Genomic DNA, 11975 nt, shown 5'->3' with positions numbered 1-11975 from the left:
GAGCCGGTCGCGGTCACGTGGAGCTGCACGAGTTGACCTGGAGCGCGCTCCAGCTGGCAGCCTGACGACCATGACGGAAACGAGGAAACTGGGCCGCAGCGGCATCGAGGTCAGCGCGCTGGGGATCGGCTGCTGGGCGATCGGCGGGCCCTTCTGGGCCGGGGACCAGCCGCTCGGCTGGGGCGAGGTCGACGACGACGAGTCGATCCGGGCGATCCGCAGGGCGCTCGACCTGGGCGTCACGTTCTTCGACACCGCCAACGTCTACGGCGCCGGGCACAGCGAGAAGATCCTGGCCACGGCCCTGCAAGGAAGACGGGACCAGGCGGTCATCGCCACGAAGTTCGGTGGCACGTTCGACGAGCAGACCCGCCAGGTCGGCCCCGACGACGGCACGCCCGAGGGGGTCGGGCGGGCCGTCCGGGAATCGCTGCGGCGGCTCGGCACGGACTACATCGACCTGTACCAGCTGCACATCAACGGCCTGCCGATCCCGCAGGCGCTGGACCTGATCCCGGCCCTCGAGGCGCTCGTGGAGCAGGGCCTGATCCGCGCGTACGGGTGGAGCACCGACTTCCCGGAGCGGGCGACCGCGTTCGCCGAGGCCGGCGTCCACTGCACCACGATCCAGGCGGACCTCTCGGTGCTGCGGGGCTCCTTCGGCGTGATTCCCGTCGCCGACCAGCACGACCTCGGCGTCATCATCCGCGGGCCGCTCGCGATGGGTCTGCTCGGCGGCAGGTACACCGCCGAGTCGAAGCTGCCGGAGGACGACGTCCGCGGGCTCAGCCCCGAGTGGATGACCTACTTCACCGACGGGCGCCCGGCGGCGGAGTTCCTGAACAGGATCGACGCCGTCCGTGACGTCCTGACGTCCGGCGGCCGGACCCTCGCCCAGGGTGCGCTCGCGTGGCTGTGGGCGTACAGCGGCCGGACCGTGCCGATCCCGGGCTGCCGCACCGTCGCGCAGGTCGAGGAGAACGCCGGCGCGCTCGTCCACGGGCCGCTCGCCGCGTCGGAGCTCGCCGACGTCGAAAAACTCATGGGAAGGTAGCCGGAACCGACCCGGCACCTCGTGCGCCTGCACGATGTGACCGTGGTGACTGACGATCCCGCCCCGGAGGGCCTCGACCAGGAGGCCTTCCGGGAGGTGTACGCCGTGCACTACCCGGCGCTCGTCCGGCTGGCGTACCTGACGACGGGCAGCCTCGCCGCGGCCGAGGACGTCGCACAGGAGGCGTTCATCGAGTGGTTCCGCCGCGGAGACCAGGTCCGCGAGCCGGTGCCGTTCCTGCGCCGGGCGGTGGTGTCGCGGTGCACATCGTGGGTGCGCCGCCGCCGGCTGGAGCGCCGCCACGCCACCGCTTCGCGGGAGCTGAGCGCCGAGACGACACCCGACGCCCAGGTCGTCCGGGCCGCGCTGCGGAAGCTTTCGCCGCGGCAGCGGGCGGCCGTCTTCATGCGGTTCTACCTCGACCTGCCGGAGGCGCAGATCGCCGCCGCGCTCGGCTGCCGCCCGGGCACGGTCAAGTCGCTGCTGCACCGGGCGCTGACCGCGATCAAGGAGGACCTCGATGTCGTCTGACCCGCAGGCCCGCGTCGGCGCGGCCGTCCGCTCCATCGCCGACGCCGTCCCCGTCGACCCCCCGGACGTCGCCGTGCTGATGGCGCGGGCCACGACGAAGCCGGGCCGGTGGCGTCCGTTGCTCAGTGCCGCCGGAGTTCTGGGTGTACTGGCCGCGGCGGCGCTCGGCCCGGGGCTGCTGGCGCAGCCGGCGGCGCCCACCGACGGGACGGTCCTGCCGACCCGCCTCGCGGGCCTGTCGCTGCTGACCGCCCCGGTGTCCGAGGCACCGCCCGGCCCCGCGCTCCTCATGTACGTGCAGGGCAGCAACGGCCCGCGCTGGCTGCACACCCTGCAGACGGTCGTGCTGAGCACCGACGGGCACACGTACCGCCGGCTCGACGAGGCCGAGCGGCGCGGCGGCCCCGTCGAGCTCGGCACCTGGCAGGACGCGCCGGCGCTGCTCGCCCCCGACGGCACGCGGGTCGCGGTCGGCAGCATCGCCGCCGCCGCCGACGTCGCCGTCGTCGACCTGCGCACCGGCGTGACCGCCACCAGCGCGACCTCCGGCACCGGGGCGGTCCAGCCGCTGGCCTGGTCACCTGACGGGACCCGCCTCGCGTACACCGTGGGCGACACCGAATCGGCGGTCCTCGACCTCACGACCGGCACCTCCACCAGGCTCGCGACGGTGGCGACGGCCGCCGCGTTCTCCCCCGACGGCCGGCGGCTCGCCGTGCAGGGAACCCCCGACACGGAGGTCGAGCCGCGGCGCGCGATCCGCATCCTCGACCTCACCGACGATGAGGTCGTCACCGGACTCGACCCCGTCGGCTTCGGCGTGCTGATCGCCGGGCAGGCCGCCTGGTCGCCGGACGGCCGGTGGCTCGCCGTCGCCGACAACGCCGGCGTGGGCAAGCTCGACTGCACGATCACGTTCCTGCCCACCAGCCCGGCGGACCGGACCCCGCCGCCCGCGCCGATCGTCACGAAGGAGCAGATCGCGCTGGTCGGCTGGGCGGCGCAGGACCGGCCGCTGGTCACCCAGGGCGGCGCCACCGAGCACCGCACGGTCAGCGGACCGGACCTGCGCCCGCTGACCACCGCCGACGGCTCCACCACCTACGACCTGCAGGCTGCCACCGCGCTGCTGCCGTCGGCGCGGGTCGCCCCGGGCGGCGACCCCGACCGCGGCCCGTGGCCGGTCTGGCTCCGCCTCACCACCGCCGCGGCCGCCATCGCCGTCGTGGGCCTGGGCTGGCTGCTGTGGTCCCGGAGAAGGGCCACGGGGCGACCTCGCGGCCGCTGATGTGCAGAAAGGCGGCGGCGGCGCGGGTGCTCAGGCCGCGCCGCCGCCGTGATATCCCGGCCGCCACCGGGAGTCCTCGGGTTTGTCAGGTCAGGTACTTCGCGGCGTACTCCCGGGCGTCCTGGACGATCAGTGCCACCCGCTCGGGTGCGGCGTCCAGCGTGTCGTCGACGACGGTCAGCGTCGGCAGGACGCCCTCGCGGACCGGCAGCCGCCAGTGCGGGTTGTGCTGCTCGCCAACAGCTACGGCGACCCCGAGAAGGAGCGCAAGCACCTGCGCCGGCTCATCGACCGCCAGGTCGACGGGCTGATCATCATGTCGGGCAACCGGGTCCGCCCGCGCCCCGGCCCGGCCCTGCCGCTGTCCGGCACGCCGTACGTGTTCCTGTACGAGTACGGCACCTCCGAGCCCGTGCCGAGCGTGCTGCCCGACGACCGCGGCGGCGCGGCCCTCGCCGCCCGGCACCTGATCGACATCGGCCGGCGGCGGATCGGGTTCATCAACGGGCCGGCCTCGTGGGACGCGACCCGCGACCGGCTCGACGGGCTCACCGTCACCGTCCAGGAGGCCGGCCTCGCCCTCGACCCGGCGCTCGTGCGGCACTCGCCGTCGTGGTCGCCCGAGGACGGCTTCGCCCTGGCCGAGTCGATGCTCGCCGCGGCGCAGCCACCGGACGCGATCTTCTGCGCCAGCGACGACCTGGCCACCGGCGCGCTCGCCGCGATCCACGAGCGGGGCCTGCGGATCCCCGGCGACGTCGCGGTCGTCGGCTTCGACGACCGGTCCCTGGCCGTGCACCAGCGCCCGCCGCTGACCACGGTGGCGCTGCCGCTGCACGAGATGGGCAGGACCGCCGGCAGCCTGCTGCTCGCCGCGATCAACGGCGCGCCACAGCACCACGAGCTCATCCGGGTCCCGTGCGATCTCAAGGTCAGAGCATCGACGGCCTGCTGACGGCCTTTTCGCGCGTACCGCCCGGCGCGCCGCTTCCTGTTCCTGTCCCCCTGCTCGCCTTTCGCGGAGTTCGACGGGTGCGCCGGGCCTGTTGTGATGGCACGGGAGCCGGGCCGGTGCCGCCGCGTTCTTGTCCCTCAGCCTAGCACCACCGACCAAATTTCTTGTCGGTGGTGCCACCCATCATAATGCCGGCGTGGCGAGGGGTCAGCGGGGTTCGTCGGAGCGCCGGCCGCACCAGTCGAGGGTGCGGTCGGGGTTGACGCCGTTGATGCGGATCGTCCACGTGCGGCCGTCGGTGGTGGTCAGCTCCAGGTGCGTGGGGTCGGGGAACCTGGCCGACTCCACCCGGACCGCCGGCATCATCGGGGGGTGGGTGTTGTCCGGCGGGGCCTCGACGTCGGGGCGTTCCTGCTCCGACTGGTGGGCGGTGCAGGCGACGTCGGTGGTGCCCTCGCGGGCGAACGGGCCGGTGGTGCGCAGCCGGTAGTGCCGCTGGTCCGCCAGGTGGGCGACGAGCTCCAGGCCGTCGCCGGTCGCCGCGACCAGCTTCGCCGGGGCCTGTGCCGGGTCGCCGGCCAGGACGCTGCCGACGTTGGCGGCGGCGCCGGCGCACACCGTGAGGAGCACCGCGACCGTGCCGAAGCCGGTGACGGCCCTCCTGACGGCGGGGGTGCGCAGGCCGAGCCATCCGGCCGCCACGAGTCCGGCGACGGCGGTCACGGCCACCGGGATCCAGCCGGCGGGGCGTTCGAAGGGGATGAACCGCACGAAGCGCCACGGTGCGACCGACGCGGTCAGCAGGCCCGCCGAGACGGTCACGAGCGCCGCGACGCTGAGGACGGTGAGGGCGATGGCACCCCAGCGGCGCGCGAGGCCAGTGCCCCAGTGGGGCATCATCGGGTGCACCAGTCCAGGATCCTGGTCGGCCGGAGGCTGCCGGGGGAGAAGCCGACCTGCCAGGTGAGGCCGTCGGAGGTGTCGAACGCGACCTGCCGCCCGTCGGAGAACCGCACGGCCCGCACCTGGACGCCGCCGGGAGCGGTGCATGCCACGTCGGTGCGGCCCTCGCGGCCGAACGGGCCGGTGGTGCGTAAGACGTAGTGGCGGTGGTCGCGGTCGTACGCCACCAGCGTGAACCGGCCGTCGCCCGACTCGGCGACCGTGGCCGGCCCCGCGTCCAAGCCGGCGATCACGACGCCCACCAACAAAGCCAACAAAGCCAACCAGGCCAACGAAGCTAACCAAGGCAACGAAGCTAACCAAGGCAACGAAGCCAAAGAAGCCAACGAAGCCGGCAGGAAAGAACGCAGGAGGCCGGCAGCGACCAGGGCGACCCCGGTGACCAGCACCGCGATCGCCCTGGAGGGTCGTTCGAGCGGGATCAGCGCGACGAACCGCCACGGGCCCCATCCGGCGAGGACCGCCGATGCGATCGCCAAGCCCCCGGCCAGCACAAGTGCGGCCGCAACCCCCCGGTTTGCCGGCATGTGGTCATCGTCGGGCCTCAACCCGTCGGTGACAAGACCCGCTGATCTTCCACAGTGGACTTCCTGCTGCGGAACGCCGCCAGCAGCAGTACGCCACCCGCGAAGGCGACGAGAGCGCCGGTGGCGGCCGTGACGTGCATCGCGGTCACGAACGCGTCGTCGGCCGCGGCGGCCAGGTCGGCCCGGTGCAGCTGCTCCGCGACCGCGCGGGTGTGCTCGGCAGACGGTGCGGCGGCGTCGCGGGCGGACGGCGGCAGGCCGGCGAGGGCGGGCGCGATCCGGTCCCGGTAGGTGCTCGCGAGGATCGTGCCGAGCAGCGCGATGCCCAGGACGCTGCCGACCTGCCGGACGGTGTTGTTGACCGCCGAGCCGGCGCCCATGCGGTCCAGCGGCAGCACCGCGATGACGGCGGCGACGGTCGGCGCGATGGCCATGCCCATCGCGATCCCGCTGACGAACCCGACGGCGCAGAACCACAGCAGCGGCGTGTCCAGGTCGAACGTGAGGTTGGCCAGGAAGCCCGCGGCCACCACCAGCAGCGACACGCCGCTGACGGGGCCGACGCCGAAGCGCTTCGCCAGCCGCGCGCCGATGCCGGAGCCGGCGGCGACCCCGATCGCGCCCGGCAGGAACGCCAGGCCGGTCTCCAGGGCCGACATGCCGAGGGCGCCCTGCAGGTAGAAGTTGCCGTAGAACATCTGGCCGGTGATGCCGAAGAACAGGGTGGCGAGGGCGACGTTGCCGGCGCTGAAGCGGCCGTTGCGGAATAGGCGCGGGTCGAACGACGGCTCCGCCGAGCGCCACTCCACGACCGTGAACAGCGCGAGCACCACGAGACCGGCGAGCGTGGTCGCCCACACCTGCCAGCGGGTCCAGTCGGTGTTCTGGCCGGCCTCGATCAGCCCGTACGCCAGCAGCGCCAGGCCACCGGTGGACAGCACCAGACCGAGCGGGTCGGGGCGGCGCCGCTGCACGAGCTTCGGGTTGGGCACGACCAGCAGGACGCCGGTGAGGGCGATGGCGACGACGGGCAGGTTGACCAGGAACACCGACCCCCACCAGAAGTGGTCGACGAGCACGCCGCCGAGCAGCGGGCCGAGCGCGACGCCGACGCCGCTGGACGCCGACCAGGCCGCGATCGCGCCGGCGCGCCGCTCGGCCGGGAACGTCGCGCCGATGATCGCCATCGAGGTCGGCATCATCATCGCCCCGCCGAGCCCCATCAGGCCGCGGGCCAGGATCAGGCCGGTCGCGTCGCCCGCCCAGGCGGCCCAGACCGAGGCGGCCCCGAAGATCGCCAGGCCGGCGGCGAGGATCGTGCGGTGCCCGTAGCGGTCGCCGAGCGCGCCGGCGGCGAACAGCGCGGTGGCGAAGAGCAGCGCATACGAGCCGACGGCCCACTGCAGCTCGCCGGGGGTCGCGCCGAGACCGGCCCGCGGGTCGGCGATGCGTTCGAGGGCGATGCCGAGGATGGTCGTGTCGATCCAGATCAGCACCGCGGCGAAGACGAGCACCGACAGCACGCGACGCTGCTGGGGTAGCTTTATTGACAGGTCCCTGACGGTCATGGCTTCACTGTGGCAATAACGTCAGGTTCCTGTCAATACTGGCACGGCGCACAATGGTCCCGTGAGTACCGACGAAGCCTGCTCCACGTTTCTCGTCCGGCACGCGTGGCTGAGCCTGCGCGGCGTGGTCGCCGAGGCGCTCGTCGAGCACGACCTCTCGGTCGCGCAGTTCGCCTCGCTGCTCCTGCTGCGGGAGTCGCCGGGCATGTCGGTCGCCGACGTCGCCCGCAAGGTGTCCACCGCCCGCCAGTCGGCCAACGAGATGCTCGGCGGCCTGGAGCGCGCGGGCCTGGTCGAGCGGCGCCAGCACCCCACCGACCGGCGCTCGCAGCAGATCATGCTGACCCCGCTCGGGCTGGAGCGGCTGGAGGCCGCGCTGCCGACCGTGCAGGCCGTCGAGGCCCGCCTCTCGGCCGGGTTCAGTGAGGCGGATCTGGCGGTGGTCTCCACGTGGCTGCACCGGATGGCCGGCGCCTCGGCCGGGGTGAATGAGGAGATTTCGACGCTTTAGCCTGGACAAATTGTGCTCCAGGTCACACCATGGAGGGACTGACGTAGCCGCGGCGGAGGTGCGTCCCATGGAACTGCTCGGTGGCATACAACGGGTGGAGCACGCGATACAGACGCCGGCCGGTGACCCGGCCTGGCGCCCGGCGGTCAGTCAGGCCGTCGCTCAGCTCAAGGCGGCGTTCGCCGCCCACGTCCGGGAGACCGAGGGCCCGTCCGGGCTCTACGCGGGTGTCCTCGGCGACGCGCCCCGGCTTGCGCGGGGACTCTACGGTCTGGTCGACGAGCACGAGACCGTCTGGGAGGCCCTGGACGACCTGGAAGGGCACCTCGGTGCGGGCGGCGTCCGCCCGGAGGTGGTCTGCGAGGACGCGGCCCGGCTGATCCGGGAGGTGTGGCAGCACCGGCAGCGCGGCGCCGACCTGCTGCACGAGGCGTACGAGACCGACCTGGGCGGCGAGACCTGACGGTTCGCTTACGGCTCGCCCGGTGATTCCGAAGGCGCTTCCGGGCGCTCTAGGCTCGGGTGATGGGGCAACGTGTGCTGGTCGTCGACGACGACCCGACCGTCAGCGACGTGGTGCGGCGATACCTGGAACGCGAAGGGTTCACCGTCGCGCTCGCTGGTGACGGCCGGCAGGCGCTCGACTCGTACGACGCCGAACGACCGGACCTCGTCGTGCTCGACCTCATGCTGCCCGGCATCGACGGGCTCGAGGTCTGCCGGCGCTTGCGCGCGCAGGACCGCACGCTGCCGGTCATCATGCTGACCGCCCTCGGCGAGGAGTCCGACCGCGTCCTCGGCCTCGAGCTGGGCGCCGACGACTACGTCACCAAGCCGTTCTCACCCCGCGAGCTGGTCCTGCGGGTCCAGTCGGTGCTGCGCCGGGCCGTCCCGGCCCCGGTCGAGGAGACGCTCGTCGACGGGGAGCTGCGCGTCGACGCCGAGCGGCGGACCGCCACGCTGCGCGGCGAGGCGCTGGCGCTGACCGTGCGCGAGTTCGACCTGCTGGTGTTCCTGATGCGCAACCCCGGCCGGGTCCTGCGCCGCGCCGAGCTGCTCCAGCAGGTGTGGGGCTGGACCTTCGGCGACCAGTCCACCGTCACCGTCCACATGCGACGCCTCCGGGAGAAGGTCGAGGACGACCCGGCCGAGCCGCGGCGCATCCTCACCGTGTGGGGCGTCGGCTACCGGTACGAATATGCGTGACGTCCTCCTCACGTTCCTGATGGCCCTCGGCTGCTCGCTGGCCGTCGCCGTCGCCGGGCTGCTCGTCCTGCGCGGGCCGCTGCGGGGCCGCTCCGTGACCGCGCACATCGTGGTGCTGCTGCTCGTCACCGTCCTGAGCGTGCTCGCCGGGATCGTCGGCGCCTCCATGGAGATGTTCATCTCCGACCACGACCTGCACGTGCTGCTCATCGTCGTCGGCACCGCCGCCACCGTCAGCCTCGCCGCCGGGCTCTGGGCCGGCGGGCGGCTCGCCAGGGCCAGCATGTGGGCCGCCGAGGCGCGGGAGCGGGAGCGGGCGGCCGAGGCCCGGCGCCGCGAGCTGGTCGCCTGGGTCTCGCACGACCTGCGGACGCCCCTCGCGGGGCTGCGCGCCATGGCCGAGGCCCTGGAGGACGGCGTCGTCTCCGACCCGTCGACCGTCGCCGACTACCACCGTCGCATCAGCGCCGAGACCGACCGGATGGCCGCGCTCGTCGACGACCTCTTCGAGCTGTCCCGGATCAACGCCGGCGCGCTGCAGCTGACCCTGTCCGAGGTGCCCCTCGGCGACGTGGTCTCCGACGCGATCGCCACCGCGACGCCGCTCGCGGCGGCAGCCGGCATCCATCTCACCGCGTCGTCGAACGGGTGGCCGACCATCCAGGGGTCCGTCCCGGAGCTGTCCCGCGTGGTCGACAACCTCATCCGCAACGCCATCCGGTACACGCCGCCCGACGGCACCGTGGCCGTGACCGGCGGCCAGGACACGAAGGGCGGCTGGCTCGCCGTCAGCGACACGTGCGGCGGCATCCCCGAGTCGGATCTGCCGCGCGTGTTCGACGTGGCCTTCCGCGGTACCGCGGCCAGGACCCCGACCCGGGAGGCCGGCGGCGGGCTGGGCCTCGCCATCGTCCGCGGCCTCGTGGAGGCGCACCACGGCGACGTCGCCGTCGCCAACGAGGGCGACGGCTGCCGCTTCGTGGTGCGGTTCCCCTAGACCGGCCTTTGAGACCGGCTGTGAGACCGGCTGTGAGACCGGCTGTGAGACCGGCTGTGAGACCGGCTGTGAGACCGGCTGTGAGACCGGCCCGTCGGTCCTTGGAGACCGGCCCGCCGGCCCGCTAGACCGGCATGCCGTCCAGCGCGTGCTGGCACGGGTCGTCGGGCAGCTCGGGCAGGGCCGGGACCACGTCCAGCAGCACCTTCCGCAGCCGCTCGGTGTTGGCCGCGAACACCGCGAACACCTCGTCCATCGTCACCCCGTGGTCACCCTCGACCCCCGCGTCGAGGTCGGTGACGAGCGCGATCGACGTGTAGCACAGCGCCAGCTCCCGGGCCAGGACGGCCTCCGGGTGGCCGGTCATGTTCACGACAGCGCCACCCATCGCGGTGTACCACCGCGACTCCGCCCGGGTGGAGAACCGGGGCCCCTCGACGACCACCATCGTGCCGTCGTGCGTGTCGATCCCGTGCTCCGCTGCAACTTTCTTCACGACGGCCCGCCCGTCGGTGCAATACGGATCGGCGAAGTTCACGTGCACTGCGCCCGTGTCGTAGAACGTCTGCACCCGCCCCGACGTCCTGTCGATCAGCTGGTCCGGCACCACGAACGTGCCCGGCCCCAGCTCAGGCCGCAGCCCGCCGACCGCGCACGGGGCCAGGATCTGCCGCACCCCGATCTCCCGCAGCGCCCACAGGTTCGCCCGGTAGGGAATCCTGTGCGGCGGGAACCGGTGGTCCTTGCCGTGCCGGGGCAGGAACGCCGTGCGCCGCCCGCCGACCGTCGCCACCGTGACCGGATCCGACGGCGCGCCGAACGGCGTGTCGAGCACATGTTCCTCGGCGTCGTCGAGCAGCGCATACAGCCCTGAACCACCGATGACGGCAACGTCCGCGAGTGAGGTCACGCAACAGACCCTAACCGCGAGCGGCGGGTCAGGCTAATGTGCGAGACATGACGCTCGCACCCCGGCTCGTCCTCAACCGCGCGGCCCGTCATGTCTGCTGGTGGAGCTGATGTCTTCATACGGGGATCTCGGTGGGATGGAACAGTTCCGTCCGTCAGACTCGTCCGGCGACTCCGGTTCGTCCGGTTCGCCGGGTGGCGGTTCGTCCGGTTCTTCGGGTGGTGCTGACCAGGCCGGTGGGATGTTCGGAGCGCCGACCGGCAGGGGATCACCCCGGAGGGGGAGCTCCGGCGGGCGGGGCACGTCGAAACAGCGTCGAGGGAGGGCGATGGAGTCGTTGACCGGCCGGCTGCTGGTGGCGACGCCCGCGCTCCGCGACCCCAACTTCGAACGCACCGTCGTCCTCGTCGTCGCCCACGAGGAAGGCGGCGCCCTCGGCGTCGTCCTCAACCGTGCCACCGAGGTCCAGGTCGCCGACGTCCTCGGCGGCTGGGGCGCCCTGGCCGGCGAGCCACCCGTCGTCTTCGAGGGCGGCCCCGTGCAGCCCGAGGCCGCGATCTGCCTCGCCCGCACCCGCCCCGGCGTCGAGGACCTGGCCGGCTTCAACCGCGTCTCGGGCGCCGTCGGCACCGTCGACCTCTCCGGCGACCCCGACCTCCTCGTCGCCGGCGTCGTCGGCGTCCGCGTCTTCGCCGGCTACGCGGGCTGGTCCCCGGGGCAGCTGGAGCGCGAGATCGAGAGCGGCTCCTGGTTCGTCTTCGACGCCCTCCCCAGCGACGCCTTCGCCCCCCGCCCGGACGACCTCTGGCACATGGTCCTGCGCCGCCAGGGCGGGCTCATGGCCGCCGTCGCCCACTACCCGGCCGACCCGACGCAGAACTAGATACCCGGTGTGAGACCCCCTCCAAGGTTGTGTACTATTCCGTGAGTGCCCGCAAGACCGGGGCACGAAGATGGGGACGTGGCGCAGCTGGTAGCGCACCACACTGGCAGTGTGGGGGTCAGGGGTTCGAGTCCCCTCGTCTCCACTCCATCAATCGGCGGACCCTGCTCACGGCGGGTCCGCCGTTTCGCGTTGGTGATGTCGTCATTCCCCGCGCACCGGCTTCGCCGGTGCTCCCCAGTGGGGGAGCTTTGCTCCACCCAACACCCCCACAAGATCGGTTCGGGGGCGACGTTTCGCATCAGCGCTCGATGATTTCCCGCGTACCGGCTTTGCCGGTGCTCCCCGGTGGGGGAGCCTTGCCCCGCCCGACACTCCCACAAGACCGGTTCGGGGGCGACGTTTGTGTCGTCGGGGCTCCGTTTCGTCTGTCGGGTGGTGTACGGGTGGCGGCGTGGACCGGCGCGTGGGACAGGTCACGGTGCGCGTTCCCATGTTGCGACCTTCATCTTCGCAGGGCATGTTTGAGTCATGTACGTCGTTGCGCCTGCGAGCCGCCTGCGGCGTGGCGTGCGGCGGTTG

The 11975-nt window shown here is 72.9% G+C and carries 14 protein-coding genes and 1 tRNA gene; 10 read left to right on the top strand and 5 right to left on the bottom strand.

Translation table 11 applies throughout. The annotated features are described in order from the left end of the window. The first annotated feature begins 70 nt into the window (after nucleotides 1–70). From ABD332_RS10250 to ABD332_RS10240, 3 genes are read left to right on the top strand one after another with little or no spacing between them, the layout of a single operon-like run. Nucleotides 71–1054, top strand: a complete 984-nt coding sequence (locus ABD332_RS10250; protein WP_344501572.1) for an aldo/keto reductase — start codon at nucleotides 71–73, stop codon at nucleotides 1052–1054. A gap of 42 nt (nucleotides 1055–1096) precedes the next feature. After that, on the top strand, nucleotides 1097–1585 hold the full coding sequence (locus tag ABD332_RS10245) for an RNA polymerase sigma factor (protein WP_344501571.1): 489 nt from the start codon (nucleotides 1097–1099) through the stop codon (nucleotides 1583–1585). Further along, nucleotides 1575–2873 (top strand): WD40 repeat domain-containing protein, encoded by a 1299-nt coding sequence (locus ABD332_RS10240; protein ID WP_344501570.1) that lies wholly within the window; start codon nucleotides 1575–1577, stop codon nucleotides 2871–2873. The genes ABD332_RS10245 and ABD332_RS10240 overlap by 11 nt, the downstream gene beginning before the upstream one ends. A gap of 85 nt (nucleotides 2874–2958) precedes the next feature. Here the strand turns inward: ABD332_RS10240 and ABD332_RS10235 are convergent, their stop codons facing one another. Continuing rightward, on the bottom strand, nucleotides 2959–3147 hold the full coding sequence (locus tag ABD332_RS10235; RefSeq protein ID WP_344501569.1) for a hypothetical protein: 189 nt from the start codon (nucleotides 3145–3147) through the stop codon (nucleotides 2959–2961). Between ABD332_RS10235 and ABD332_RS10230 the strand changes: the two genes are divergently transcribed. Beyond that, the gene (locus ABD332_RS10230; protein WP_344501568.1) at nucleotides 3100–3828 is read left to right on the top strand and encodes a substrate-binding domain-containing protein; all 729 of its coding nucleotides are present in this window, start codon (nucleotides 3100–3102) and stop codon (nucleotides 3826–3828) included. The two genes, ABD332_RS10235 and ABD332_RS10230, sit on opposite strands and share 48 nt — an antisense overlap. Before the next feature lie 207 nt (nucleotides 3829–4035). On the opposite strand, the gene ABD332_RS10225 is transcribed toward ABD332_RS10230, so the two are convergent. The 3 genes from ABD332_RS10225 to ABD332_RS10215 form a co-directional block, all read right to left on the bottom strand. After that, nucleotides 4036–4728 carry a hypothetical protein gene (locus tag ABD332_RS10225; RefSeq protein ID WP_344501567.1) on the bottom strand — a complete coding sequence of 231 codons (693 nt, stop codon included), beginning with the start codon at nucleotides 4726–4728 and terminating at the stop codon, nucleotides 4036–4038. After that, complete coding sequence (locus ABD332_RS10220; RefSeq protein ID WP_344501566.1) at nucleotides 4725–5024, bottom strand: hypothetical protein; 300 nt, start codon at nucleotides 5022–5024, stop codon at nucleotides 4725–4727. The genes ABD332_RS10225 and ABD332_RS10220 overlap by 4 nt, the downstream gene beginning before the upstream one ends. Before the next feature lie 311 nt (nucleotides 5025–5335). Next, nucleotides 5336–6886: an MFS transporter gene (locus ABD332_RS10215; protein ID WP_344501565.1), complete on the bottom strand. Its 1551-nt coding sequence runs from the start codon at nucleotides 6884–6886 to the stop codon at nucleotides 5336–5338. Nucleotides 6887–6947: 61 nt separating this feature from the next. Here ABD332_RS10215 and ABD332_RS10210 point away from each other — a divergent pair, with 61 nt between their 5' ends. The 4 genes from ABD332_RS10210 (at nucleotide 6948) to ABD332_RS10195 (ending at nucleotide 9600) form a co-directional block, all read left to right on the top strand. Beyond that, nucleotides 6948–7397, top strand: coding sequence for a MarR family winged helix-turn-helix transcriptional regulator (locus ABD332_RS10210; protein ID WP_344501564.1), 450 nt, complete (start codon nucleotides 6948–6950; stop codon nucleotides 7395–7397). Nucleotides 7398–7464: 67 nt separating this feature from the next. Continuing rightward, the gene (locus ABD332_RS10205) at nucleotides 7465–7860 is read left to right on the top strand and encodes a hypothetical protein (protein WP_344501563.1); all 396 of its coding nucleotides are present in this window, start codon (nucleotides 7465–7467) and stop codon (nucleotides 7858–7860) included. 62 nt (nucleotides 7861–7922) lie between these two features. Further along, nucleotides 7923–8603: a response regulator transcription factor gene (locus ABD332_RS10200; protein ID WP_344501562.1), complete on the top strand. Its 681-nt coding sequence runs from the start codon at nucleotides 7923–7925 to the stop codon at nucleotides 8601–8603. Continuing rightward, complete coding sequence (locus ABD332_RS10195; protein WP_344501561.1) at nucleotides 8596–9600, top strand: sensor histidine kinase; 1005 nt, start codon at nucleotides 8596–8598, stop codon at nucleotides 9598–9600. Before ABD332_RS10200 ends, ABD332_RS10195 begins: the two co-directional genes overlap by 8 nt. Before the next feature lie 124 nt (nucleotides 9601–9724). Here the strand turns inward: ABD332_RS10195 and ABD332_RS10190 are convergent, their stop codons facing one another. Then, entirely contained in the window at nucleotides 9725–10510 is a 786-nt protein-coding gene (locus ABD332_RS10190; protein ID WP_344501560.1) for an S-methyl-5'-thioadenosine phosphorylase, read from the bottom strand. Nucleotides 10511–10838: 328 nt separating this feature from the next. On the opposite strand from ABD332_RS10190, the gene ABD332_RS10185 reads away from it, so the two are divergent. Beyond that, nucleotides 10839–11393, top strand: a complete 555-nt coding sequence (locus ABD332_RS10185; RefSeq protein WP_344501559.1) for a YqgE/AlgH family protein — start codon at nucleotides 10839–10841, stop codon at nucleotides 11391–11393. Between the two features lie 72 nt (nucleotides 11394–11465). Continuing rightward, nucleotides 11466–11538: transfer RNA gene (locus tag ABD332_RS10180), tRNA-Ala, on the top strand. Nucleotides 11539–11975 lie beyond the last annotated feature (437 nt).

The sequence above is a fragment of the Dactylosporangium maewongense genome (genome assembly GCF_039531485.1).
Classification (GTDB): domain Bacteria; phylum Actinomycetota; class Actinomycetes; order Mycobacteriales; family Micromonosporaceae; genus Dactylosporangium; species Dactylosporangium maewongense.
The sequence above is the reverse complement of the archived record's forward strand: the minus strand, read 5'-3'. Positions and strand labels throughout refer to the sequence as shown.